Below are 24776 nucleotides of genomic sequence, written 5' to 3' on the forward strand. Positions count from 1 at the left end.
TCAGCCAAAAAGCATTGGGCTGACAAGTTTTCACAACTGATTAAAAAATTCGATCGAATATCTGCGGAATGTGGGTTTTAAGCGGGCGAGTAGTAGAAAAGGAAAACGGTCAAATAATTGTGTTGGTTGACCAGCAGTTGCCCGTGTTAGTTGCCACAGCAGAAGATATGCCCGCTGGGAAAGTTGTCACCCTGGTGTTGCGACCAGAAAAAGCTGCTATTTTCCCGGCTAATTATGATGTTGAAAATAGCTGGCCGGGAATAGTAGAAGAGGCTATTTATATTGGCACTGACACGCGCTATACGGTGCGGTTGACTGCTAAAAGTTCGATCGCCCTTCGCCGACAAAACTTGCACAGAGATGACTTGCAGCGATACCAAGTCGGCGACAGCGTTCGAGTTGCCGTGCCGCCGGAAAGTATCTGCATTTTATAAAAAATTCTGCTTAATTCAATCTCGCTTACTCCGGTGATGGCGAAGGAGTTTCCGCTTCGGGCAAGGGAATCTCCGCAGGGCTCGATTCCGGCGACGGCGAAGAAGTTTCCGCTTCGGGCGACGGAATGTCCGCAGGACTCGATTCCGGCGACGGCGAGAGACTCTCGGCCCCAGGGGAGGGAATCTCCGAAGGACTCGATTCGGGGGACGGCGAGGGAATCTCCGAAGAACTCGGGGCGGGAGTTTCCGGCGGTGGCGGAAGTTGTGCGGGTTCTGGCTGGGGGCTTTGGAGGCTTTGCACCCACAAACCTAAAGCGCCGCAGGCCAACATCAGCCCCAACAGCCCCAGTAGGGTCAGCCCGGGCTTTAACTTCGGTTTTTGAATTGGTTCCGGGGCGAGGGGAGTTTCGGGGTACAACAACTGTTTGGACGATTCAGAAAGCTGAGATTCTGGAATCCTCCCGGACTTCTGGAGGGACCGCGGCAGGGACGGCGGCAGCGACACCGAGGCTGACACCGGCGCCGCGGTCGGCGCTGAAGCCACGGCCGGATGGAACAGTACCAATCTCTCCGGCGACATCCGACAGTGAGTCGCCACTACAGAGGTGTTGTCATAACCGTTTTTCTCGTTGGCGAGGCGAATCCAAGACTGAACCGCAGCTTCCAAAGACATTTTGCCCTCAAGCACCTCTGGGCCGTAATTCTCCCAATAGCGCTCTACTAAGTCGTTGTCGCTCAAACCGTCGGAGCACAGCAGCAGTAAGCCTTCCTCTTCGACAATAAATCGCTGAATCGTCGGGCGCAGGAAATCACCGTCCCGCGTTCCCAAAGCTTGAGTTAAGGCTCCTGCATCCGATCGCAGTTGAGTCTCCCAGTATAAACTGTGTCCTAGCTGGACTTCCCTTGAGGCTACGTCGTCGTCCACAGTCAGGCGGTGACAGTAATTTTTGCCAATCCAATAAGCGCGGCTGTCTCCCACATTGACTAAATAAAGTTCGTGACTGTTATTCGACGGCAAATCCTCGGAAATTTTTACTTTTTGAGGCAACTGGAGGGCCATCACCAAAGTCGTCCCCATCCGCTGCCGCAACTCTTTTCCCTGCTCGTTATTTTGAGCGGAAATCACATTATTCACAACTCTCGCTATTTCTTCTAGTTGCTTAATTACCATTGGTGGCGTCATCAACTCTTCTTGTTGAGCGATTTCTGCGAGCAAATTTTGGATTAAAGCTTTCATGGACTGGACGGCTAATTGACTGGCAACTTCTCCTCCTTCGTGGCCTCCAACCCCGTCGCAAACCATTGTCAAATAAGGAATTAATTTGTCATTTCCTGAAGTTTTGCTCGATTGAAAATCCGCAGCAGTTGGATAGCAACTGTCTTCATTTTGGGAGCGCTGCGGGCCGGTATCAGTCATGCCGACTACTTCTAAGTGCAGAGGCAATTTAGCGGCTTGTTCTAACAGTAAATCGTTGAGTTCCAGGGCCAGCGCCTCCAAATTCATGCTGCTGCGGCGCATAAACTGACAAATCTCTCCGAGTCTCGACTGCACCTCGGGCTCGACCGATTCGACCAAACCTGACCACACATCTCCCAAATCCCGCAGCGTCGGTACAAAATTGCCCCGGTGCAGTTCCAGCAGGCGTACCCGCCAACCTTCCACCCGCAAATTTTCCGGTACCAGCAAACTCGAAGCGACTCCCTGTTCCGACAGCGGCGTCCAAAGTTGGAGTATTTGCCACAGCCAGTAAACTTGGCGCGCGGCTGTTGCCCCAGACCAAGCTTCTAAAATAGAGGGATACAGGCGACCGAAATTATTGATGGGCACATTTTCTAACAACACCACCTCTGTGGCTTCCGGTGCTTCCCCCAAAGAACAAAAACCGTATACTTCAGGCGTATGCAGCCGTTGGGGATACAAATGCAGGTAAGGCATAATCCTATCCGGCAGTTGTTCTGGGACGCTTGGAGTCAAAGCTGGACGGCTGTCGAGCCAGATTTGAGGTGCAATGACAAAATATCGATCGGCTATTACCTTACCCGCCGGCACTTCCTCGGCTGCTTGCCCCACCACCCACAAATATCGATAAATTAAATCGGTTTCACAAGCTGCACAGTGCTGGCGGCCAAAGGTATTGCGTGGCTCGCCACAGCTAAGATTCGGGCAATAAATGGGTTCGGAGAAACTACTGATCATATCGAAATAGTTTGTGTAAAAACATTCTGAAGATATATGATTCGCCAGCCCAAATTCATGAGCTTGAGAATAAACTGATTTTAGCCCCTATCAATTTCTTAACTGCCTTTGGGCTCCTAGAAATTGTAGTTTCTGCCAGTCTGCACCGGCTAAAATTGTAATCTAAGTTACTAAAATCTGACTTGGAGTTACGATGGAAGCCTCAAGCTGATACCGTGGGGCGAAAAATCGCTTCTTCGGCCCGCAAGTGGCAAACCCTTGCAGAGTCAGTTGTTTGCAATTCTTAAATTTTAAATTTCCAATCTAAGATCTAAATAGTATCACCTATTCTTTTTATGATCTGGACTCCCACGCTCCTTTGGCTGCTAGCTGGGTCTTTGCTCTGTTTGGCAGAGCTATTTCTCCCGACTGCTTTTGTCGCTTTTATGATGGGACTGAGCGCCTTCGCCGTAGCTGGATGCTCTCTGGTTCTACCTTACGTTAATTTACAAATATTTCTGTGGATGGTACTTTCGACAGTTTTTGTGCTGCTGTCCCGGCGGTTGATACCAAAAGGCAAGGCAAGGGCGATCGCAGATTCTCAGGACGCAAAAACTTTAACAGAAATTCCCCCCGGAGAATCCGGCAGAGTCATTTATGAGGGGAATTCTTGGCAAGCTCGCTGCGAAGATCCCAACGCCACCATCCCCCCCAACCAAAACGTAATTGTCGTCGGACGGAAAGGCACTACTCTGATAGTTTTGCCAGAAAATTTATTGCATTCTTAAACAAAATGCGTAATTAATCACAGACAATTAGTAGTTAGTGATTAGTCATCAGTCTTTAGTCAACATTTAACAGTCAACACTCAACATTGATAGGAGGCAACCGTGGAACAAATTTTTTTACTTGTATTTTTAGCACTAGGTGGCTCAGCCCTCGCAGGTTCCGTCAAAATTATCAATCAGGGAAATCAAGCGCTGGTGGAGACTTTAGGTAAATATAACGGCAAGAAGCTCGAACCGGGTTTGAATTTTGTCACGCCATTTCTCGATCGCGTCGTTTACGAGCAAACAATTCGGGAAAAAGTCTTAGATGTTCCCCCGCAAGCTTGTATCACCCGCGATAACGTTTCGATCACGGTTGATGCTGTGGTTTACTGGCGGATTGTAGACTTGGACAAAGCCTGTTACAAAGTAGAAAATCTCCAGTCAGCAATGGTCAATATGGTGCTGACTCAAATCCGCGCCGAAATGGGTCAACTGGACCTCGAACAAACCTTTACTGCTCGTTCTCAAATTAATGAGATCTTGCTCAGAGATTTAGATATTGTTACCGATCCTTGGGGAGTTAAAGTGACGCGGGTAGAACTGCGCGATATTGTCCCTTCTAAAACTGTACAGGAATCGATGGAATTGCAGATGGCAGCCGATCGACGCAAGCGGGCGCTAATTCTGACATCCGAGGGAGAACGCGAGTCAGCAGTTAACAACGCCAAAGGTAAAGCTGAAGCGCAAGTTCTGGATGCAGAAGCCCGCCAAAAAGCGACAATTTTGGAGGCGGAAGCTCAACAAAAGGCGATCGTCCTGAAAGCTCAAGCAGAACGCCAAAGTCAGGTTTTGAAAGCTCAAGCTACTTCTGAGGCCTTGCAAATAATCTCCAAAACTCTGCAAAATGACCCCACGGCCCGGGAAGCTTTACAATTTTTGTTAGCTCAAAACTATCTGGATATGGGCTTGAAAATTGGCAGCAGCGACAGCAGCAAGGTGATGTTTATGGACCCGCGCAGCATCCCCGCTACGATGGAGGGATTGCGATCGATTGTTGGGGAAAGTAATCAGGCTGATTAGCCAGTTATCAGTTAGCAGTTAGCAGTTGACTGTTAACTGTTAACTGTTGACTGTTGTTACCTATTACCTATTACCAAATTTAAGATTCTTGAGCCAAAGTACACCGATCGCACAATCCGAAAAACTCCAAAGTGTGATAATAAATCTTGAAAGAATGAGATTGTTGCAGTTGGCTTTCTAAGTGGTGGACGGGGCATTCGTCGATCGTAATTGATGCCCCGCATTCGAGACAAGTTAAGTGATGTTGGTCTTGGTGGGCGGCACCGTAGAGAGACTCGCCACTAGCGAGGGTTCTGACGTGAACTAACCCCTCTCGCTTTAAACTGTCGAGGGAGCGGTAAACGGTTGCTAGGCCCATGCTTTGGTCGCTGTTACGCAGTTCTAAGTAGATATCTTGCGCTGAAAGCGATCGATTCAGGACTTTGAGCAAGTTTAAAATACGCTCCTGACTGCGGGTGCGGTTGGTTCTCATAATTTTTTTCTCGAATCTGCTGGAATCAAATCTGTCCCTATTTCTAGGCTATCTTACTTGGGCTAACCAAATGGCGATCGGCGCGCAGCTCGGTTGTAGAATACAATGGGGCTAACTTTCACATCACCTACCGCAACATTCCCGTGACTCAGAAATATCTCGCCCAAATCTATGTTACCCTCCGCCCTTCGGTTTTAGACCCCGCCGGCACTGCCGTACAGTCTGGTTTGCAACACATGGGATACGACAATGTTGAGCGTGTGCGTATCGGGAAGTACGTTGAATTGACGCTGACTGCTGCTGGTGAGTCGGAGGCCCGCGAACAACTCGATCGCGTTTGCGACCAACTTTTGGCCAATCCAGTTATTGAAAATTATCGCTTTGATTTGACTGAAATTCCTGTTGCTGTGGAGACAGCGGCGGCATAAATGCGATCGCCCCTAGCGTGTTTTTCAACCCGGAGATCCCCCCTAACCCCCCTTAATAAGGTGGGGACAAGAGGGTTCTCAAAGTCTTTGTTAAAAAGCGGGGACAAGAGCATTCAAAGTCTTCGTTAAAAACACGAAAACTCGGCTCACTCAAAGTCCCCCTTTTTAAGGGGGATTTAGGGGGATCGAGACTTAGATACAAGCGAGAGAAACAGAGAATTCCAGTCTTAAGTAGACACCTCTTCCCTCTTCCCTCTTCCTTCTTCCCTCTTCCCTCTTCCTTCTTCCTTCTTCCTTCTTCCTTCAGCTTATGAAATTTGGAGTTATTGTTTTTCCTGGTTCAAATTGCGATCGCGATGTGGTGTGGGTGACTCAAGGGTTACTCCACCAACCGACGCGGATGATTTGGCACGAAGATACCGATATTTCGGATATTGATGTCATTGTAATTCCCGGCGGTTTCAGTTACGGAGATTATTTGCGGTGCGGCGCGATCGCCCGTTTTTCTCCGGCAATGCGGGCTACTGCGGAACACGCGAAACAAGGAAAGCTTGTATTGGGCATCTGCAACGGTTTTCAGGTGTTGACTGAAGCTGGTTTATTGCCCGGTGCTCTGGTACGAAATGCGGGATTGAATTTTATTTGCGATCGCGCTTCTTTGAAAGTTGTACGGGGTAATACTCGTTGGACTGCGGCTTATACTACGGGTGAAATCATCGATTTGCCGATCGCCCACGGTGAAGGCAACTATTATGCTGATGCGGATACATTAGCAGAGTTAGAAGACCACGAGCAAGTGCTGTTTCGCTACTGCACAGAGGCGGGCAAAATTAGCGAGGCTGGGAATCCCAACGGTTCGTTAAATAATATTGCCGGTATTTGCAATCGCCTAGGCAATGTATTAGGAATGATGCCGCATCCTGAACGGGCATCCGATCCGATGTTGGGCGAAACTGATGGGGTGAAATTGTTTCAAGGGTTGTTGATGGCAACTGTTGCTGCTGTTTTGTAGTTGATATTTGTCTCTGATTTTATGAACAGGCAAGATGCCTGTTCCACAGTAGATTAAATTTATTGTGGGGCGGGCCGGAAAGCCAGTTCTTGACAAGCTTTAACTGCTTCCCAGGCTCCAGCCTGGGAACCTATATCCAGAGGCTCTGCCTCGCTTTAAAGCGACACACCCTACAAAATTAAAAATGCTAAAATGATTGGAAAGTCAATACATCGGAAAATAGTCCTATGCCTTCACCCTTTCCTGGAATGGACCCCTACTTAGAACACCCCGATTACTGGCAGGAAACTCACAATCGATTGATTATCGCGATCGCTGATACCATTATGCCTCAAATTCGCCCTAAATATGAGGTGGCAATTGACAAACGAATCTATGAAATTACCGATCTAAATGAAAGTAACGACGAGTCCCTTTTAGTAGGTATCCCCGATGTCGCGATTAAGAAGCGTCAATCTAATACCCCCGATGTTCCTACTCGTTCAGTTGCCACTGTAAGTCTAACACTTCCGACTACCGTTAAAGTGCCTGCTCCTGAAAAAATTAAACAGACTTACCTGGAAGTGCGAGAAATGGCAACGAAACAAGTTGTCACTGCAATTGAGATTCTTTCTCCTGTGAACAAACGTAGTGGAGAAGGAAGAATTATTTATCTCAAAAAACGCCAGAGTATTTTAGGTAGTTTAACTCATTTAGTCGAAATCGATTTACTACGGAAATGGGAATCTATGCCCATCCTTAACAATTCTATTCAAAGCGATTATCGGGTTTTGGTCAGTCCTAGTAATCGCCGTCCGTTTGCCGAACTTTATGCTTTTAATCTCCGCGATTCTCTACCTATATTTCCGCTTCCCTTGCGCGAGGAAGATGTAGAACCTATTGTTAACTTACCAGAATTATTTGCAGGTGTTTACGATCGTGCTGGCTATGATTATCGGATCGACTATAATCAAGAACCCGTACCGTCTCTATCGGAAGAAGATCGGGTTTGGGCAACCCAACTTTTGCAAGAAAAAGAACTTCGAGAGAATTAATTATATTTTACTTTATATCCTGTGCTTAGTCGCGACCGACAATCTCTAAATCAACTTGAAATTTTCGCAGGGATGCACCCTACAAATATCTCGCATTTTAGCTATGATAATTCACGCAATATTGTTTCTACCGTCACATTTGGCAGACCAAGCAACTGAGCGATTTTGCATGGTTCGATACCTTGACTGTGCAACTTACAAACGACATCAGCTACATCAATTTCGAGCCGTTCGATCTGAGTTTTGAATCTGGATTCAGTGGCGTATTTGTTGTCAGATTTGCTAGGCCCAGAAGGACAGGGGTTGAAGTTGAGTGTCTGAACGTATTCAACGTATTGATGAATATAATCTCTACCGAAATTTGAGTTATTACTGGAGGTATTGCTAATATTTCTGCGATCGATCGCAGCTTTGAGATTGCCTTTTTGCATCTCTTCATCCATCACTGCGGAGAGACTTTTGAGTAGCTTGTAGCCGACTTCTCGGACGTATTTAGTAGTGTAGCGGGTGTCGCGGGCGATCGCTTCGTAGGTTTTACCATCATACATTCCCTGAAACAGTAGCCGTTGCAGCGTGTTGAGATGTTTGCCTGTTTTTTCAAATATTAGACCATCGACCAATTTCAGCAATTCGTTATCGTCAGGGACGGCTTGCAACGGGCGATCGTCGTTGGGCTGCATGGGTTAAGTGAAGAAATATAAAGTTAAGGAAACTTCGGGCTTTTTCAGTCTTTTTCGGGCTTTTTCAGCCATGACATAGATGAGACAGGTGAGGTAGATTTCTTAAATCACCAACACAAAGCAACAGTGTATGCCTGACAATTTAGCTTTGCTGGACAAGAACGATGACATATTGAACGGTAGCAGCGCCAAGAATCAAGCGGATTGCGGCTGTGGCTCGAAAAAAGCCACGACTCAAGAGACGGTATCGAATGCTCAGAATATCCAGAATATCTTTAGCTTGGGAAGCAACGATACGCTAGAAAGTTCGATCGCGCCAGACTTTTTCAATGGTAACACGGGAAAGGACTTTATCTCCGGTAGTGTTGATGGGGATAGCGGGCGATCGAGTTCTCAAGTCAGCATTGGATCGCTTTCTGCCGATGGTAGTGCATACATTTTAACTGAGCAAAGCGACACATTTACAATTCCCCTTGGCTTGCTGGATACTCTCATCGGCGGTTTGCGGGGTTTAGGTGGTGCGGATTCGATTACTGGTTCCGAATCTGGGGATATCGTCTATGGCGACGAAGGAAATGACCGAATTGAGGGCCTCGGTGGTGCTGATTTGCTCTACGGCGGCTTGGGAAACGATTTTCTCAGTGGCGGTGCGGGCCAAAACGGTCTGCTTGGCGGTGAGGGTGCAGACACCTTGCAGGGTGGTGAAAGTGCCGATGGTGTCAACGGAAACGCAGGTGATGACGTAATCTTCGGTGCAGGCGGAGACGACTTTTTGCGGGGTGGTCGCGGTAACGATATTGTGAATGGGGAAGATGGCGATGACTTCCTGATTGGCGATTTGGGCAACGATACCCTGACTGGTGGTGCGGGTCAAGATATATTTTTTCTGCGTTATGAACAGTCTTTAGGATCTCCTACTTTTGACTTAATTACCGACTTTCAAAGAACAATTGATTTTATCGGACTTAGTACAAATCTTCGGGAATCCGATATTGTTTTGGAGTCGAAAGTGCAGCCTTCTGGTGGTTCGGCTGTGGATATTAAGGTGGCTGCAACAGGGGCTTTGTTAGGTACTGTTTTGGGAGTGACACCAGATGATTTAAGTGGTCGTTTCAGACCTTATGATGTGGAACCAGAGCGCCCTGAAGATAAAGTCACAATTGATTTACCGGAAGTAAAAAAGCTATCTGACACCAGATTTCAGATGGAATTTCCGGCGAGTGATGGTAGCAAATATACAATTGTTTTTCAAGATGATGCTGACGGACGTTTCGTAGAATCAGTTATATTTGTACCCAATCGTACAACGGGTGTTCGTGGTAGCACAATGCGCTTGAGTCGAGATGGTACAAGGGCGGATGTCACTCTTGAAGGCTCTAATGAAACTACGCGAATAGAGTACCAAAAGAGCAAAGAAACTGGAAACCCGGATCAAGGTGAAATATCGGGTATCAAAGATGGTCAGATTTTTGACACTGTAAAGATTCCTCTACCAATTGAGCCGACCGTACCTACTAATCCTGAGCCACCAGTTAATCCTCCGACCGTTGGCGAGCCAGATTTTGCGAAAGCTTGTGAATCGGTTAAAAAGTTCTGCACAGGCACTGGCAGACTTGCTAAAGTGGTTGATTTTGCTGCTGCTGCGTCAGCCGTTGGTGCTTTAGTATTCGCTCCTTTTAGGGTTGTTAACAAAGCAATGGAGGCAGCGTCTACAGGATTTAAAGTCCTTAACTACAGTTGCAAACTTCTTACAGGCAGCGATAAAGACCTTGGTGATGCGATAATTGACGACGTGAGAGGAATAGGAGTTGGGAAAATTATCGAATCAGCAGAACTTGCAGGAGACTTAGCAAAAGGTACAGGAGATGTTTTAGATTTAGCTTCCTCTACTAATGAACTGATTGATTTATTTTTTGGGGAAGAGAAGCCGACAGAACCTTCTAAAACTAACTTTTTGCCTCAGTTCCGAAAGTTTCTTGCTAATAAGACGGGTATTCCATTTGACTTTTGCGATCGACCTGCGACTACTCCTCAACCAGCACCAACTTGTTCGGAACAAGTCTTTAAGGCAGAAGTCCTCCCTTCAGTTCTCAACTATGGACAAGCAGCAGAAGTCAAAATTACCTACTGCGATCCACAAGACAAAATAAACAACATACTGGTAGAACTTAGTACAAGCAGTGGTACACAAACCAAAAACATTCCCATTTCCTCTCCGAGTGGTACGGTAAGTTTTGAGATCCGAAACAAGCCAAACGCTTTTGGGGACTGTGATGACCTTGGTTTTGCAGCCACTGGTAGGCCAGGAATATCTGGTAGTCTTGCCATTACAGGTATAAGAGACAACGCTAATGGATTCGCTTCATTCGGGGCTTTGCCTGATTTTTTTCTCACTGGTGGATTAACTCAGGTCGTTACTCAATTCGACAGTAGAGCGGTGTGTGATGTGGAGTTGGTTTAAGGGCGATCGGATTTTTTGTCGATCGGGCGATCGGGTTTTTGGGTGGATGGGCGATCGAATTTTTGGATGAATGGGCGATCGGGTTTTTTGTGGATGGGCGATCGGGTTTTTTGTTTATCGGGCGATCGAATTTGAGAGAAATGTGCGATGGGGTTTTATTGTTGAGTGGGGCGATCGGATTTTTTGGGTTTATGGGTTGATTGGGCGATCGACTTTTCGGGAAACGGGCGATCGCAAACCGCAAAAGCAGTCTAAAATGAGAATAAAATAATAGGAATAATCACCGTGAGCGTCACGACTGTAAAATGGACAGTTGAAGACTACCACCATATGATTGCCGCCGGTATTCTGGAAGGGCGAAACGTTGAATTAATAGGTGGAGAAATCATCGAAATGGCTCCCGAAGGAGAATCCCATGCTTACTCTAGCGATGAGGGTGGAGAGTACCTGATGTATTTGCTGGGCGATCGGGCAAAAGTCCGCCAAGGTAAGCCAATTACCTTATCGTCAAGCAACTCTGAGCCACAACCCGATATCGCTGTCGTTCAACGTCTGGGAAGAGATTACCGAGAACATCACCCCTATCCAGAAAACATTTTTTGGCTGATTGAATACTCAAACTCAACTCTCAGTAAAGACTTAGAAATTAAAACCAAAATTTACGCCCAAGCCGGCATTTATGAGTATTGGATCATCAATTTGCGAACAAGGGAATTGATAGTATTTCGCTCCCCTACAAATGACGGCTATCAATTCAGAGAAACTCTAACTCAGGGTAATATCAATCCGCTAGCATTTCCCGATGTTGCTGTTTCGATCGATCGATTATTAGAGGATTAGGCCTTCAACCCGCGCACCATCCGGGTAAAGTCTCGTGTAGACGCGGTTTCAACCGCCGTTTCTTCTCCGTATCTTCTCCGTGCGATCGACTTTTTGGGAAACGGGCGATCGACTCTTCAACCCGTGTGCCGTTGCTCACAGCAACGCCCAAAAAGTTAAATTTAAATGCAGAACACCCGATCAATCAACCCTTGGGTCATCCAATCCCAGCGGCACAAAATACTGACTGTAAACCACACTATCCGGCTCCCAAAGCGGCCGCCAATAAACATTTTGCATCACCGCTTTCTCCCCATCACCTTCAGCCGGCCACTGAAAACTGACGATCGCAACATTGCTGTATCCCACAATCTCATTACCCTCTTGCAGCCAGCGATTGCGCCACAACAGCGATATAAAATTCCACAACCTGCGCAGGAATGACAATTGTTTATTTTTATGCGATCTCTCTGACGCAGTTCCCTTTTCTAGCAGCAAAAACACCCGAGCTCTTTGCCGTTTAATCCAGTCAATCCGATACCCCCAATCAGGCAGAGATTGTCTGTTCCTGACAGCAGCCGCTATAGCTTTCTTTTTGCCACTCCTCGAAATTTTCATTAATTCCAGCGGCTCATTCCATCCCAAACATTCGTGCGATCGCTCAGGAAGCAGCGACTTAATCTTAGTATGAATTAAATGCGTTTTCCACTCCTCATTGATAAAAGCACTAGCAGTCAACTGCGCCAGCACAGAATATTGACAATTTGACCGATCGTTATCCCTCGTCAAAGGCTCAATATTCGGCCGAGAATCGCCAAAATGACAATCAGACCAATAACTCAGCCTCACAGCAGCAGCATAGTGAATATCCCCCGTCAACACAATCACCCGATCGCGCTGCTTAAAAAACTCCGACAACAGCTTCACAAAAGCCAACTCGTGAAAATTCCAAGCATCCCCCGCATCGCTATTAAAAACCTTCCCCTGTTCCACATCCCGCTTTTGCACCGCATCAATAATCCACAAACCCACCAAATTTGTCGGCACAACTACCACCGTCGCCTCAATCTCAAACTCCCCACTTTTATTCAGCAACTCAGTCTCCTTCAAAGGTTTCTGAATTTGCTCCTCAAAACCTTTGTGAGTCAAAAGCATCGGCGGATCGATCGCACTTTTCACCGGATACCCCCGCCAATTCCGCGTATCCAGCACAATCACCTCGTGCTTAAAACTTCTTACAGTAAAATGCCAATTCAAAACCTCACTTACACCCTCGCCATCCCGATCCAAAATAAAAACATCTTCATCTAATTTGAACTTAGGCAAATTAGTTTTCGGGTCGAGTCCGGGAATTCCCAAATACGAAGCCGCCTCCTCCCAAGCAGAAACATCATTCCCCGCCGAATTCGACCATTTTTCAGCAGCTTTTAATAATTTATCTCCCGGTTTTTCGCGATCGAACTGTGCGGGCGTATTCCCCCAAGCCTGAAACACAGCGTAAGCCACCAAAGCATTCTGCACCACCCGTCGGCCCAGCGGCTTCCCCAGCACCCGGTAACACCACTCTCGATTCAAATACAAATCGTCGCTAACATCATGGTCATCGCAAATCATATAAGTAGGAATATTCGCTAGCGCCCTCCTCACCCTCCATAAATTGCGAGCAAAACCGTCAAGTTCAACAACTTCTCTATCCCAGACTTTTGCCTGCTTAGAATTTGGACACATATCCTTACCCTTCGGAAAACGCTCGCACCAAAGTACCGGCGACCAAACTAACAAATACATCGCGAAATATTCGCCCAAGCTAAACAAGTGACTTTTAGCATTTTTGGGTTTATTCACCAACATCGCCGTAAAGCCGCCAAAATCTCTGGCAATATCGCTGCGAGTCCCCGGCTGTAACTCTATTGGTTTTTTGGAATCATAATTAGCATTAGAGGGTTTCTGAATAGGTGACTCTCTAAAAATTTCCCTCTCTTGACCAACTGCATTTTCGTTTTCCGCATTTTTAGGTATACTGATACACAAATTCTTTTTAATTTGGGCATCATCCATCAGGGGTAGACTCTCTTCCCAGCCCAACAGGGTATCGCCAGTATCAGTCAGGGCCCACAGCATCGCATCGGCAACGTCGTCGCCGTAAATTTGGTCGCCCGTTAAAAACAGTTGGTGGGGTCTGCTATTTGCCGTTCCTGCAAATTGTTCGATCGAATTATCCAAAATTGGCAGGGCATCTCTGCCATCTCCGTGGGGCTTGCGACAAGAACCGTGAACGATACGCAAATAGTTTAAATCCTTCGGCGGCAGCGCAAAAGTCGGCAACTGGTGAGCGAAATAACCGATGGTCTCCGGACCCAAAGCCGACGAATCAGGGGATGCCGGCCACAAGCAAGAAATGAGATTTTCTTTCTCATTTTCTGGGACTGCAACCGACGGCGATTCCCGACTCCCAGTAAACTCAATGTCATAAGCATAAATTTGCCCGGATGTCAAGACATTGGTGTCGATCTGTTTAGCAGTCACCGCTACTACGTGCAGGTATTTGCCGAGCTGCACGGTAGAGTTCGCACCTTGGAGTAACGGCACCCGGACAATTTCGCCGGTTCCGCCCTCTGTCGAATAAACCTTGAGTTCGACTTGGCGGGGTGCTTTCAGAGCCAGCCAAACTGTCACGGCCCGACTTTCAGTCCGGCGCAAAATCGGGCCCGCAAGGATGAGCGGCAAATGATGAATTCGATGACTTAATGGCGTCCACGACATAGGATTTAAAAAATAAAAATTCAATCAGGGGTTTTCTAGCAATCAAATTTCAAGCGATCGAGCATTTGTAATCCGCTTAATTAATGCTAAGTCTGCCAACCCCAGTCTGCTGAATTGTAACAATTCATTAAGTAAAATTAATAATCAACCATGCTACAAGAAGAAAAATTACAGCAGTTCCTAGATTCAGCCCCGCAGCCGCCAGCAATTAAAACATCAGAAGCCGCCAGGATGCCCAACAGTCCGCAGCTATACTCGTCACCTTTAGATCGGGCGATCGACCGCTACCCCCTCACGGTGGCTCCAGACACCCCGATCGCCCAAGTGTTGGCTTTGATGAACCCGATGCGTGTCTCCTGTCAGCTTTATGGCGAAAAACCACACGCTCTTCCGAGTCCGGCCAAGGGCAGTTGCGTGTTAGTCGTGGAAGATAATCGGCCCATCGGCATTTTTACAGAACGAGATATCGTCAAGCTAACTACCGTAGAAGCTTGTGCGGTAGGACTGACAATTGCTGACGTAATGACTCCATCGCCCATTACCCTCAAACAATCCGAGTCTCAAGATATTTTCACAGCTATATTCACGTTGCGCCAGCATCAGATTCGGCATTTGCCCGTAGTGGACGAAGACTCGCGACTTCTCGGCATCATCACCCGCGAAGCCATTCACGAAGCCCTGCAACCGGTTAACTTGCTAACCAATTTGCGCTGTGCAGCAGATGTCATGACTAAAGATGTCATTTGGGCCCCAAAAACTGCCTCAGCGCTCGATTTAGCCGAACTCATGGTCAAGTATCGAGTTAGTTGCGTCGTCATTGTCGAAGAGCAAACTCAGCATTCACAGCGGGCGATCGCACCAATAGAAAATTACCTTCTTCCGATCGGCATTGTCACCGAGCGGGATATTGTGCAGTTTCACGCCCTCGAATTAAACCTTTCGGAAATCCCGGCGGGAATGGTCATGAGTGCCCCTTTATTTTGCATATCTCCCGCCGATTCCCTCTGGAGTGCCCATCAGTCGATGCAGCGGCACTGTGTCCGCCGTTTGGTAGTAGTTGGCAGTCACGGAGAACTTTTGGGCGTTGTCTCTGTGACAAGTTTGCCGCAAGTTTTTAACCAATCAGAAATGTACGGGACGATCGAGCTTTTGCAGCAAGCAGTTGACGATCGAGCCTCCCAATTGCAGAAAGCCAACGAACTTTTGCAGCAAGAAATTTTAGAGCGGCAGCGAGCCCAAGAAGCCCTGCGCCAAGCTCATGACGACTTAAAAAAACAAGTTGAAGAACGCACCGCTCAACTTTTAGAATCAAATGAATTGTTGAGACGGGATATTATCAAGCGCCAGCGAGTCGAAGAAGTGCTGCGGCGAAAGCAAACTTGCTTGAAAAATCAAGCGCAGCAATTAGAGGAAACTGTGCGAAAGTTGCAGCAAACTCAAACTCAACTTGTGCAAACTGAAAAAATGTCTTCTTTGGGACAAATGATTGCCGGTATCGCTCACGAAATTAACAATCCTGTTAATTTTATCTACGGCAACCTTTCCCACGCCAGCCACTACATCAAAGAATTACTCCAACTCGTGAAACTTTACCAGCATCACTATCCCGAACCAGTCTCGGAAATTCGGGAAGCATCAACAGAGATGGAAATCGATTTTTTGGTGGAAGACTTATGTAAGATCTTGTCTTCTATGCAAGTAGGAACCGAGCGCATACGCCAAATTGTTTTGTCGATGCGGAATTTTTCGCGATCGGATCAATCTAACATCAAGCTCGTTGACATTCACGAGGGACTTGAAAGCACTTTGTTGATTTTGCAGCACCGGCTCAAAGCTCACGGCGGACATCCATCTATTAACATTATTAAAGAATACGGCAATTTGCCTCACATCCAGTGCTGTGGGGGTCAGATCAATCAGGTGTTTATGAATATTCTTGGCAATGCTATTGATGCTTTGGATGAAGAAATCCAGAACGGGCAATGGGCTAGGAGAAATGCCAAAAATTCACCGCCGTTAAATCCTACTTCTCCATTGACTCTTCCCACTATTACAATTCGCACTGAAGTTGTTGGCGGTGATTTTGTGGCGATCCGGATTTCCGACAACGGGCGGGGCATACCGGAGGAAATTCGCCGCCAATTATTCGATCCGTTTTTTACTACCAAACCAGTCGGCAAGGGTACGGGGTTGGGACTCTCTATTTCTTACCACTTAGTTGTGGAACAACACGGGGGGCGGCTTGAATGCGTTTCGGAAGCTGGACGGGGCACTGAGTTTGCGATCGAGATTCCGATAGTCAGTTGTCATCAGTCAGCAGTCAGCAGTCATTAGTCATGCCGCAGCAATCATAATCTCCCCATCTCCCCATCTCCCACTCGCCACCAATTCCTAAAAATTCACAATTTTTTACAAAACACCAGAAACCCCAGCAAAATCAATCTTTCCCAATCTTAAATCTCAAATCTCAAATCTCAAATCCTATAACTTTGCCCTCCCCAGACCCAAATCAGCCCAACTCACTTGGAGTTTGCCTCATCGACCAGGCCATTTGTGCCGCTTCAAGTTACCCGCACAAGCCATCAACTGCCTGCATCCTAGCCCCAAAGCCAAAAGCCGAGATTGTTTGAGAAGTTAGTTTTTGTTTTATTTTTGTACCTCTTTATATAAACAAAGTATTCTAAAAGCAATTTAAAATCTAAAAAAATTCTAAAAATAGATTGGTAACTCAAAAAAAAAGCTAATATCCCCAAAGATGCAAAATAAACAAATTTACTAGCATTTTCATTTGGTCGCCCCCTTTCTTTTCCTCGCAAGTTAGCTAATAATGCTTTCAACAAGCTAAGTTGCGCCGACTCCCAAATTCACAAGAATGGCATTGCAGTCGGGGACTGCAATTGGGCTATTGCAGTTGGGTGCAGTTGGGCGATCGAAAAAAAGCGTGAAACTCCAGCCCCGATCGTTTTGATAGAAACCTATAGGAGAACAAAGAGTGAAACTCGCAGTTTACGGAAAAGGTGGAATTGGCAAATCGACAACAAGCTGCAACATCTCTGTTGCCCTAGCCAAGCGCGGCAAGAAAGTTTTGCAAATCGGTTGCGATCCAAAGCACGACAGCACATTTACCCTCACTGGCTTCTTGATCCCCACAATTATTGACACTCTTCAGCAAAAGGACTATCACTACGAAGACGTTTGGCCCGAAGATGTCATCTACAAAGGCTACGGTGGCGTTGACTGCGTAGAAGCAGGAGGTCCTCCCGCAGGAGCTGGCTGCGGCGGCTACGTAGTAGGCGAAACCGTCAAACTGCTCAAAGAACTCAATGCCTTCGAGGAATACGACATCATCCTGTTCGACGTGCTCGGCGACGTAGTGTGCGGCGGTTTTGCAGCCCCATTGAACTACGCCGACTACTGCATGATTGTTACCGACAACGGCTTCGACGCTTTATTTGCAGCCAACCGCATCGCCGCCTCAGTCCGCGAAAAAGCCCGCACTCACCCGTTGCGGCTCGCCGGTTTAATTGGCAACCGCACCTCAAAGCACGACTTGATCGACAAGTACGTAGACTCCGTACCCATGCCAGTGCTGGAAGTGCTGCCCCTGATTGAAGACATCCGCGTTTCTCGTGTCAAAGGCAAAACTTTGTTTGAAATGGCCCAGACCGATTCTTCGCTAAACTACGTCTGCGATTACTACCTCAACATCGCCGACCAGATTTTGGCAAGACCCGAAGGAGTAGTGCCCAACGACTTGCCGGATCGCGAATTATTCTCGTTGCTTTCAGATTTTTATCTAAATCCGGTTCAACCTGTGGTCAAGAAGGAGGAAGATGAGCTAGACCTGATGATGGTTTAATAGGTCTAGCGATCAGGATGAGGATAAAGAGGTTATGGCTTTTTTTGATACTTTTTCAGTTGCTCTCAAACAGAAGTGGTTGGACTACTACCAGGTAAATCGGGCTTGGCTGCTCCTGCACATGACGGCTGACAACACGGTCGCCACACCCGACGGCGGGAAAAGGCCTGTTTCTTACCTCATCCTGGGAATTGCGGCTGCCCTGGAGCCGGAACTCCAGCAATTAATGCTGCCCTTCTCAAAACTCAAGCCGGATGCAGACAGCCTGATCGAAGTGTTGGGGCTAAATTTTGACCCCGACCTGGCGCTGGGTATGCCCTCAAATATCGAGCCACAGACGGCAGGCCAATCTCCCGCTGTCACAGCACCGCCAGCAGCAGCCACAGCAGCCCCCGCAGCAGCTCAAACTGCAACTGCTGCACCCGCAGCAGCTCAAACCGCAACTGCTGCACCCGCAGCAGCTCAAACCGCAACTGCTGCACCCGCAGCAGGTATCGAGCAAGCTGCACCCGCAGCAGGTATCGAGCAAGCTGCACCCGCAGCAGGTATCGAGCAAGCTGCACCCGCTGATGCCAAATCTAATAAATTAGGCGGTGCGGCCTTAGCAGCAGCCGGAGTAGTCGCCGGAGTCGCCGGAGTCGCAGGTCTGGCAGCAGCAGCGTCAGCACTGAGCTCCGAGGAGGAATCCTTTGAGGAGTTTGAGGAAGAAGCTGACTCCGACTTCGACCTGGGCGATGACGAGGAAGAAGTTGTCTCCGACTTAGACCTGGGCGATGACGAGGAAGAAGTTGTCTCCGACTTAGACCTGGGCGATGACGAGGAAGAAGCCTCGGCTTTGGACGGTCTCGGTCTCGAAGACGACGAGGAAGACGCCGTATCTGACTTCGGTCTCGAAGACGATGAGGAAGACGCCGTATCTGACTTCGGTCTCGAAGACGATGAGGAAGACGCCGTATCTGACTTTGATATGGGCGATGACGAGGAAGAAGAAGCCTTGGCTTTGGGCGGTCTCGACCTCGACGATGACGAGGAAGAAGAAGCCTTGGCTTTGGGCGGTCTCGACCTCGACGATGACGAGGAAGAAGAAGCCTCGGCTTTGGAGGGTCTCGACCTCGACGATGAGGAAGAAGAAGCCTCACAATTTGGGACTTTGACCTCTGGGGAGCTCGAATCGGGAATATCCGATCCTTTTGGGGAAGAAGATGCAGAGTTTGTCGCCGAAGAAATACCCGATCCGTTTGGGGCACCGACCTCAGATGACCTAGATATGGATCTGGGCGACTTGGACGAAGACGGTATTGACGATTTCTCTGTATCGGATGAGGATGACCTCGACGAGCTCGGACTTGACGATCTGGGGGAAGCAACTACCGGAGATCCTGACGAAGATGATTTAGATGCTCTAGGTCTCGGCGATTTGGATTCCGACGATGAGGATGAAGAAATTTCCGGCTTTTTATCTGATTTTAAGTGAGGTTGTTGCGATCGCCCGAGTCTCTCCTAGTGATGAAGTTTCCCGCTCTATTTGTTAGTTGTGAGTTGCGAGTTGTTAATTTTTAATTAGTAGCTCAAACTCACAACTGCCAAAAGGCTTTTTGCCTGAGCGAGTTGAAGAAAACTAAATCCCTGCTGTGAGGGATTATATGCCCTCGCACAGAATTTTTTAGCTCAAATTTTGGATGCTGCGGCTGCGGAAATATTGAGTTTGTTGCATCTATTTTTCAAAGGAATTAGCCCAAAATCAGGTATTTCTATTATTGTTGGCTGCGAAAGCGCGATCGCAAAAAACAAATTTTTTTTCGCTCCTGTGCCTGTTCGCGTTTGAGAGGAAAAACAACCTATTTCTCTCGTCCGCGAGAGCAGCGAGGCGATCGAAAAATACAGATATTTCCTCGCTAAGCGAGCCTGTCCCGTTCGAGACGAAAAACAATTTAAAGGGAGAAGATTTGAGATATGACTGCTATTACTACTAATGAACCCGAAGCTTTAAACTTTGAATGCGAAACTGGCAATTATCACACTTTTTGTCCGATTAGCTGCGTAGCTTGGCTTTATCAAAAAATTGAAGATAGCTTTTTCTTGGTCATCGGTACTAAAACTTGCGGCTATTTCTTGCAAAATGCAATGGGCGTGATGATTTTTGCTGAGCCTCGGTATGCGATGGCTGAGTTGGAAGAGGGCGATATTTCCGCTCAGTTAAACGATTATGAGGAGTTGAAGCGGCTGTGCTTGCAAATTAAGCGCGATCGCAACCCCAGTGTAATTGTTTGGATCGGCACTTGCACCACCGAAATCATCAAAATGGACTTGGAAGGGTTAGCGCCGAAACTCGAAGCCGAAATTGGCATTCCCATCGTCACAGCGCGCGCTAACGGTTTGGATTACGCCTTTACTCAAGGGGAAGATACCGTTTTAGCGGCAATGGCTGCTAAATGTCCTGAGAAAGCGCCCGTGATGGAATCTCAGAAGCAAGAAAGAAATGCTATCTCTCAACTGCTGAATTTCGGCAAGAAAAAAGAGGAAGTTGCAGCAGATGAATCGGAATATGTCAAGCACACACCGCTGGTACTTTTCGGTTCTTTGCCCGATCCGGTTGTCACTCAGCTAACCTTAGAATTGAAGAAGCAAGGAATCAAAGTTTCTGGTTGGCTTCCTTCCAAGCGCTACACTGAATTGCCAGTCTTGGAAGAAGGCTATTATGTATCTGGCATGAATCCGTTCTTGTCGCGTACTGCTTCTACGTTGATGCGCCGCCGCAAGTGCAAGCTAATTGGTGCGCCATTCCCGATCGGCCCTGACGGAACTCGCGCTTGGATTGAAAAGATTTGTTCAGTGTTGGGAATTGAACCAAAAGGTTTGGACGAACGGGAAGCGCAAATTTGGGCTGGTTTGGAAGATTACCTGCAAATAATTCGCGGCAAATCTGTCTTCTTTATGGGAGACAATTTGCTGGAGATTTCTTTAGCACGTTTCTTGATTCGCTGCGGCATGACTTGCCCGGAAATTGGCATTCCTTACATGGACAAGCGCTATCAGGCGGCCGAGTTGGCGTTGTTAGAAAAGACTTGTCAGGAGATGGGAGTTCCTACTCCTCGGATTGTGGAGAAACCAGACAATTACAATCAGTTGCAGCGGATTTACGAGCAGAATATTGACTTGGTGATTACAGGTATGGCTCACGCTAATCCTTTGGAAGCGCGGGGGATTAATACTAAGTGGTCTGTTGAGTTTACTTTTGCTCAGATTCACGGCTTTGGTAATGCGCGGGATATTTTGGAGTTGGTGACTCGTCCGCTGCGCCGGAATAATTCGCTGAAGGATTTGGGTTGGGGTAATTTGGTGAAGAATGAAGCGAAGGTTTAATTTCTGAATTACACCTGATTCCTAGCGAGGGTGGGCAATGCCCGCCCTTATTTATTATAATAGTATAAGCATCCATAAAAAATTATGGGCAAGTTAGGAAAACTGGTAGAACAATTTTTAGCAAATCCACCAGAAGTGCGGTTTGACGATGTGTGCTATATCCTAACTGCTTTTGGCTTTGAAGAGAAGCGATCGAAAGGAAGTCACCATTCTTTCCGAAATGCCGATGGATTAAAGATTACAGTCCCTAAAAAGGGCGGTCAGAAGGTAAAAGGAGTCTACGTCAGGCAAATTGTGGCATTATTGAAGTTAGAGGAATGGAGCGATGAATCAGAAGATGAAAGTCAAGCTTAAATCCCTAGATTATTACTTGAGCCTGAAATATCCTATCAATTTTTATCCAGAACCTGAAGGTTATACAGCTATAATAAAAGACCTTCCTGGCTGTATGTCTCAGGGTGAAACTTTGTCCGAAGCGATGGAGAATATTCAGGAAGCTAGGGAATTGTGGATAGAGACTGCTTATGAGTGCGGCGATGAGATTCCTTTACCTGCAACGGAAGTTGAGTATAGTGGAAGTCTATCTTTACAGATTCCTAAATCTCTACATTTGAGTTTAGCAGAAAAAGCGGAAAGGGAAGGAGTTACTCTCGATCAGTACATTCTGGTTTTGTTAAGTAAAGCAGGCTAAAAGTTAACCCTCGGAGTCAATCGATTTGAGATTTTAGACTTGAGATTTTAGATTTGAAGTCAAAAACAATGAAAAATTAACATAAGTAAAAAAAATTTTATAGACTATGAAACTTTACTACATTCCTACAACAAGAGCAGTTCGGCCTCGGTGGTGTTTGGAAGAGATGGGGATTGTTTACGAATTGGTAAAACCAACGATGGCTGTGATGAAAGAACCAAAATACCGAAAACTGCACCCTCATGGGAAAGTACCCGTCTTAATCGATGGAGATGTTACCATCTTCGAGTCTGCTGCCATTTGTGCTTACCTCGCTGACCGATATCCAGAAAAAGAATTAGCGCCAGCACTCTCGACACCAGCGCGAAGCTATTACTACCAGTGGCTCTTTTATGCAGTTGCAACGCTCGAACCCCCCGTTGAAAAATTCATGTTTAATGTTTTGCCTCACTTGCCAGAGAAATTGCTGCCCAAGAAAGTAGCCCAAGAATGCTCAGCGCCGGAAGCCCAAGAATGGTTTGACCGCGTTTCACAACCACTCATAGATGCAGTCAAAAATCAAGATTACCTCGTCGAAAACCAATTTACTATAGCTGATATTATTGCAGGCGGAGTTCTCGTCTGGGCTTTAAAATTGGGAATGCTGAAAAATCAGCCAATTTTAACGGCTTACACTGAAAAATTGATGGCTCGCCCTGCTTTCCAGCAAGCTGACGAAGACTTTTATGCCAAGGTCGATTCTTGATGCCAGCCAGGCTATCATATTGACAACTGCTAACTCAAACCACCGGCACAAATGCCCGCTTGCCGGCGAGAGTTCTAGTAGGCGAGCTAAACCTACAATCCGTCTCTGCGTCGGATGCCAAACGATCGCACAGTATCGGGATCTGTTTGTTGAGAGCACCCGAATAAACTTTTTAAGTATAAGACATCTTATAGCAGTCGATCGCAGCGCCCTATTGTCCGGTTTAAGTATCAAGTTGGATACCTGCCTTGAGATCTATTAAAGAATCCTAGCACTTTAACTTCTATGCAGTTTAAGAATAAAAAATGGGCGATTCCCTATTATTCGCGAAACGGATAGCTCCGCTTCATGCTTTTTTTCCCCAACCGTTCCAGAATCCCAGGCCACGCGCCCGTAACACAATTCAGGAAGCGCCGCCTATAATCGGAACTAGCCCAACTCTCATCAGTTGAGAAACCGCCATGAGCCAAGACAAGGAAAAAATTAGCTATTCAGAGAAAACAGAACGTCTCAGAGTTATCGGTCAGTTTATCAAAACAGTGACACCGATGATTTGGACGATCGTAATTTTAGTAGTCATCATTCCCCTATTCGGTAACTTTCTAATTTCCCAGTCACTAACAAATACCGGAACCACAGCAGTTGTAGTCTCGCCGCCGCACGATTTTAGCAAAGTCAACCAAGACATTAAAAACGCCATCCAAAAATCCCATACAACAGCCGAAACTTTCGCCTCAAAAGAGTTGGATAAATGGGAAAGCGAAGTAATTGCACGAGTAGACAATAGTTTCCTCGATTGGTACTTCGATTACTTCACTCAAAAAAAGATGGAGTTTACCGTACCTTTTAATTTCGTGAAATCTGCCGTACTCAACAGATTTGACATGACAGCAGCATCTCGTGCTGTTTCCGAAAAATTAACCGAAGACTTTCAAAGAGAATTTGCTAACCGCGTGCTAGTTCCCAAAAACGCTCAACTGCGATTTCAATTAATCACTCAAGATACTGCTAATTTGTATATATCAGAAGTTAGCAAAAATGTGAAAGTAGTTCAAAATAATTATAATATACCGCAAGTACAGTGGGACAAATATCTGAACGATATTGCCACCACAATTAGCGACAAAGGAAACGTCTCGAATTTATCATTAAAAGTATTAGTTGGGGGCAGCGGCTACTTAATTGCTAAACCCTTAATTTTGGGAGTAGCAGCTAAAGTTGGTAGTAAAGTTACCGCAAAAGTTGCCAGCAAAGCCGCCGCCAAGGTAGCTACAAAAACAGGCGGTGCAGTTGCTAGTCAGTTGGGAGTAAGTTTAATCGACCCGATTGTTGGCATCGGAATTATCATCTGGGATTTGTGGGATTACAATCACACAGTCCAAGTAGAAAGACCGATTTTGCGGGAACACATTGTAGAATACTTGAAAGATGTCAAAAAGTCCCTGCTTACCAATCCTGAAAGCGGAATTATGGCAGCAATTTATCAGTTGGAAAGCGGCATTTTGAAGTCACTTTAATCTATTCACTCGCCACCGAACTTTGGGAGTTACCATGAAAAACTCGCCAAGCTTTTAGGATAAAAAAAACCAATAGTTATGGCTGACTAAATGCTCTAAAAAAGATTCCTATTTTCGCTGGCTGTAGTCGCGGGAAAAGTTTCGCCACAGTGGCGGTATTTCCTGGCAATTTTGAAGGTAAAGTATATCGTGAAAGCGGAAACTGGGAATTTCTACTGTGATGGTTTCTAAGATTACTTGATAAGTGATGTAAGTTAGGATGAATGCTAGTAAAAAGCTAATAATGTGTTTTTTTTATAAGCGTAATACCTGGTTGAAAATACTCCGGCAATTTGTTACCTAAATAATTTACATTGACAATTACAACCTCATCAGGTAAAAAGTTCGGGTGGGAGTATGAGGGTTTTTCTGGCTTCGCTGCTGGGAGAATCTAGATTGTCGATCGCCCGCGTTTTCCGTAAATATAAGCTGG

General features: G+C 46.6%; 23 protein-coding genes. 17 read left to right on the forward strand and 6 right to left on the reverse strand.

Features of this window, described 5'->3' with window-relative positions:
- Positions 1 to 68 precede the first annotated feature (68 nt).
- Complete coding sequence (locus QUA80_RS26350; RefSeq protein WP_333427952.1) at positions 69 to 434, forward strand: TOBE domain-containing protein; 366 nt, start codon at positions 69 to 71, stop codon at positions 432 to 434.
- Between the two features lie 25 nt (positions 435 to 459).
- Here the strand turns inward: QUA80_RS26350 and QUA80_RS26355 are convergent, their stop codons facing one another.
- Entirely contained in the window at positions 460 to 2631 is a 2172-nt protein-coding gene (locus QUA80_RS26355; protein ID WP_333427953.1) for a protein phosphatase 2C domain-containing protein, read from the reverse strand.
- A gap of 335 nt (positions 2632 to 2966) precedes the next feature.
- Here QUA80_RS26355 and QUA80_RS26360 point away from each other — a divergent pair, with 335 nt between their 5' ends.
- Together QUA80_RS26360 and QUA80_RS26365 are read left to right on the forward strand one after the other, a co-directional pair.
- A complete protein-coding gene (locus QUA80_RS26360; RefSeq protein ID WP_333427954.1) occupies positions 2967 to 3398 on the forward strand; it encodes an NfeD family protein in 432 nt (143 codons plus the stop codon).
- 102 nt (positions 3399 to 3500) lie between these two features.
- On the forward strand, positions 3501 to 4460 hold the full coding sequence (locus QUA80_RS26365; RefSeq protein WP_333427955.1) for an SPFH domain-containing protein: 960 nt from the start codon (positions 3501 to 3503) through the stop codon (positions 4458 to 4460).
- A gap of 79 nt (positions 4461 to 4539) precedes the next feature.
- Here QUA80_RS26365 and QUA80_RS26370 read toward each other — a convergent pair whose 3' ends face one another.
- Positions 4540 to 4932, reverse strand: a complete 393-nt coding sequence (locus tag QUA80_RS26370) for a Fur family transcriptional regulator (RefSeq protein WP_333427956.1) — start codon at positions 4930 to 4932, stop codon at positions 4540 to 4542.
- A gap of 143 nt (positions 4933 to 5075) precedes the next feature.
- Between QUA80_RS26370 and purS the strand changes: the two genes are divergently transcribed.
- The 3 genes from purS to QUA80_RS26385 all read left to right on the forward strand — a co-directional run bounded on the left by purS (position 5076) and on the right by QUA80_RS26385 (position 7406).
- A complete protein-coding gene (purS, locus tag QUA80_RS26375; RefSeq protein WP_333042010.1) occupies positions 5076 to 5360 on the forward strand; it encodes a phosphoribosylformylglycinamidine synthase subunit PurS in 285 nt (94 codons plus the stop codon).
- A gap of 310 nt (positions 5361 to 5670) precedes the next feature.
- Positions 5671 to 6372, forward strand: coding sequence for a phosphoribosylformylglycinamidine synthase subunit PurQ (purQ, locus tag QUA80_RS26380; protein WP_333427957.1), 702 nt, complete (start codon positions 5671 to 5673; stop codon positions 6370 to 6372).
- Between the two features lie 227 nt (positions 6373 to 6599).
- Positions 6600 to 7406, forward strand: a complete 807-nt coding sequence (locus QUA80_RS26385; RefSeq protein WP_333427958.1) for a DUF4058 family protein — start codon at positions 6600 to 6602, stop codon at positions 7404 to 7406.
- Between the two features lie 101 nt (positions 7407 to 7507).
- Here QUA80_RS26385 and QUA80_RS26390 read toward each other — a convergent pair whose 3' ends face one another.
- On the reverse strand, positions 7508 to 8086 hold the full coding sequence (locus tag QUA80_RS26390; RefSeq protein WP_333427959.1) for a hypothetical protein: 579 nt from the start codon (positions 8084 to 8086) through the stop codon (positions 7508 to 7510).
- Positions 8087 to 8216: 130 nt separating this feature from the next.
- On the opposite strand from QUA80_RS26390, the gene QUA80_RS26395 reads away from it, so the two are divergent.
- From QUA80_RS26395 to QUA80_RS26405, 3 genes are all read left to right on the forward strand, one after another.
- The gene (locus QUA80_RS26395) at positions 8217 to 10547 is read left to right on the forward strand and encodes a calcium-binding protein (RefSeq protein WP_333427960.1); all 2331 of its coding nucleotides are present in this window, start codon (positions 8217 to 8219) and stop codon (positions 10545 to 10547) included.
- Positions 10548 to 10617: 70 nt separating this feature from the next.
- Positions 10618 to 10818, forward strand: coding sequence for a hypothetical protein (locus tag QUA80_RS26400; protein ID WP_333427961.1), 201 nt, complete (start codon positions 10618 to 10620; stop codon positions 10816 to 10818).
- Between the two features lie 14 nt (positions 10819 to 10832).
- Positions 10833 to 11387 carry a Uma2 family endonuclease gene (locus QUA80_RS26405; protein ID WP_333427962.1) on the forward strand — a complete coding sequence of 185 codons (555 nt, stop codon included), beginning with the start codon at positions 10833 to 10835 and terminating at the stop codon, positions 11385 to 11387.
- Positions 11388 to 11391: 4 nt separating this feature from the next.
- Here QUA80_RS26405 and QUA80_RS26410 read toward each other — a convergent pair whose 3' ends face one another.
- Together QUA80_RS26410 and QUA80_RS26415 are read right to left on the reverse strand one after the other, a co-directional pair.
- On the reverse strand, positions 11392 to 11526 hold the full coding sequence (locus QUA80_RS26410) for a hypothetical protein (protein ID WP_333427963.1): 135 nt from the start codon (positions 11524 to 11526) through the stop codon (positions 11392 to 11394).
- A 41-nt stretch (positions 11527 to 11567) separates the two neighbouring features.
- Positions 11568 to 14129, reverse strand: coding sequence for a PhoD-like phosphatase (locus tag QUA80_RS26415; RefSeq protein WP_333427964.1), 2562 nt, complete (start codon positions 14127 to 14129; stop codon positions 11568 to 11570).
- Positions 14130 to 14279: 150 nt separating this feature from the next.
- Here QUA80_RS26415 and QUA80_RS26420 point away from each other — a divergent pair, with 150 nt between their 5' ends.
- A complete protein-coding gene (locus QUA80_RS26420; RefSeq protein WP_333427965.1) occupies positions 14280 to 16463 on the forward strand; it encodes a CBS domain-containing protein in 2184 nt (727 codons plus the stop codon).
- A 263-nt stretch (positions 16464 to 16726) separates the two neighbouring features.
- Here the strand turns inward: QUA80_RS26420 and QUA80_RS26425 are convergent, their stop codons facing one another.
- A complete protein-coding gene (locus tag QUA80_RS26425) occupies positions 16727 to 16966 on the reverse strand; it encodes a hypothetical protein (protein ID WP_333427966.1) in 240 nt (79 codons plus the stop codon).
- 155 nt (positions 16967 to 17121) lie between these two features.
- Between QUA80_RS26425 and bchL the strand changes: the two genes are divergently transcribed.
- The 7 genes from bchL (at position 17122) to QUA80_RS26460 (ending at position 24304) form a co-directional block, all read left to right on the forward strand.
- Entirely contained in the window at positions 17122 to 17988 is an 867-nt protein-coding gene (bchL, locus tag QUA80_RS26430) for a ferredoxin:protochlorophyllide reductase (ATP-dependent) iron-sulfur ATP-binding protein (RefSeq protein ID WP_333427967.1), read from the forward strand.
- A 34-nt stretch (positions 17989 to 18022) separates the two neighbouring features.
- The gene (locus tag QUA80_RS26435; protein ID WP_333427968.1) at positions 18023 to 19462 is read left to right on the forward strand and encodes a DUF5331 domain-containing protein; all 1440 of its coding nucleotides are present in this window, start codon (positions 18023 to 18025) and stop codon (positions 19460 to 19462) included.
- A 479-nt stretch (positions 19463 to 19941) separates the two neighbouring features.
- Entirely contained in the window at positions 19942 to 21351 is a 1410-nt protein-coding gene (locus tag QUA80_RS26440; RefSeq protein WP_333427969.1) for a ferredoxin:protochlorophyllide reductase (ATP-dependent) subunit N, read from the forward strand.
- Between the two features lie 84 nt (positions 21352 to 21435).
- Positions 21436 to 21705 (forward strand): type II toxin-antitoxin system HicA family toxin, encoded by a 270-nt coding sequence (locus tag QUA80_RS26445; RefSeq protein WP_333084657.1) that lies wholly within the window; start codon positions 21436 to 21438, stop codon positions 21703 to 21705.
- Positions 21677 to 22042, forward strand: a complete 366-nt coding sequence (locus QUA80_RS26450; protein ID WP_333427970.1) for a type II toxin-antitoxin system HicB family antitoxin — start codon at positions 21677 to 21679, stop codon at positions 22040 to 22042. The genes QUA80_RS26445 and QUA80_RS26450 overlap by 29 nt, the downstream gene beginning before the upstream one ends.
- A 106-nt stretch (positions 22043 to 22148) precedes the next feature.
- On the forward strand, positions 22149 to 22787 hold the full coding sequence (locus QUA80_RS26455) for a glutathione S-transferase family protein (RefSeq protein ID WP_333427971.1): 639 nt from the start codon (positions 22149 to 22151) through the stop codon (positions 22785 to 22787).
- A gap of 461 nt (positions 22788 to 23248) precedes the next feature.
- Entirely contained in the window at positions 23249 to 24304 is a 1056-nt protein-coding gene (locus QUA80_RS26460; protein ID WP_333427972.1) for a hypothetical protein, read from the forward strand.
- Positions 24305 to 24776 lie beyond the last annotated feature (472 nt).

It is taken from the genome of Microcoleus sp. F4-D5, from assembly GCF_036704885.1.
Taxonomy (GTDB): Bacteria; Cyanobacteriota; Cyanobacteriia; order Cyanobacteriales; family Microcoleaceae; genus Microcoleus.

Coding starts and splice junctions, on each gene's coding strand:
- QUA80_RS26350 (WP_333427952.1), top strand. CDS start 69: ATGTGGGTTTTAAGCGGGCGAGTAGTAGAAAAGGAAAACGGTCAAATA.
- QUA80_RS26355 (WP_333427953.1), bottom strand. CDS start 2,631: ATGATCAGTAGTTTCTCCGAACCCATTTATTGCCCGAATCTTAGCTGT.
- QUA80_RS26360 (WP_333427954.1), top strand. CDS start 2,967: ATGATCTGGACTCCCACGCTCCTTTGGCTGCTAGCTGGGTCTTTGCTC.
- QUA80_RS26370 (WP_333427956.1), bottom strand. CDS start 4,932: ATGAGAACCAACCGCACCCGCAGTCAGGAGCGTATTTTAAACTTGCTC.
- purQ (WP_333427957.1), top strand. CDS start 5,671: ATGAAATTTGGAGTTATTGTTTTTCCTGGTTCAAATTGCGATCGCGAT.
- QUA80_RS26385 (WP_333427958.1), top strand. CDS start 6,600: ATGCCTTCACCCTTTCCTGGAATGGACCCCTACTTAGAACACCCCGAT.
- QUA80_RS26390 (WP_333427959.1), bottom strand. CDS start 8,086: ATGCAGCCCAACGACGATCGCCCGTTGCAAGCCGTCCCTGACGATAAC.
- QUA80_RS26395 (WP_333427960.1), top strand. CDS start 8,217: ATGCCTGACAATTTAGCTTTGCTGGACAAGAACGATGACATATTGAAC.
- QUA80_RS26400 (WP_333427961.1), top strand. CDS start 10,618: ATGGGCGATCGGGTTTTTTGTGGATGGGCGATCGGGTTTTTTGTTTAT.
- QUA80_RS26415 (WP_333427964.1), bottom strand. CDS start 14,129: ATGTCGTGGACGCCATTAAGTCATCGAATTCATCATTTGCCGCTCATC.
- QUA80_RS26420 (WP_333427965.1), top strand. CDS start 14,280: ATGCTACAAGAAGAAAAATTACAGCAGTTCCTAGATTCAGCCCCGCAG.
- QUA80_RS26435 (WP_333427968.1), top strand. CDS start 18,023: ATGGCTTTTTTTGATACTTTTTCAGTTGCTCTCAAACAGAAGTGGTTG.
- QUA80_RS26440 (WP_333427969.1), top strand. CDS start 19,942: ATGACTGCTATTACTACTAATGAACCCGAAGCTTTAAACTTTGAATGC.
- QUA80_RS26445 (WP_333084657.1), top strand. CDS start 21,436: ATGGGCAAGTTAGGAAAACTGGTAGAACAATTTTTAGCAAATCCACCA.
- QUA80_RS26450 (WP_333427970.1), top strand. CDS start 21,677: ATGAATCAGAAGATGAAAGTCAAGCTTAAATCCCTAGATTATTACTTG.
- QUA80_RS26455 (WP_333427971.1), top strand. CDS start 22,149: ATGAAACTTTACTACATTCCTACAACAAGAGCAGTTCGGCCTCGGTGG.
- QUA80_RS26460 (WP_333427972.1), top strand. CDS start 23,249: ATGAGCCAAGACAAGGAAAAAATTAGCTATTCAGAGAAAACAGAACGT.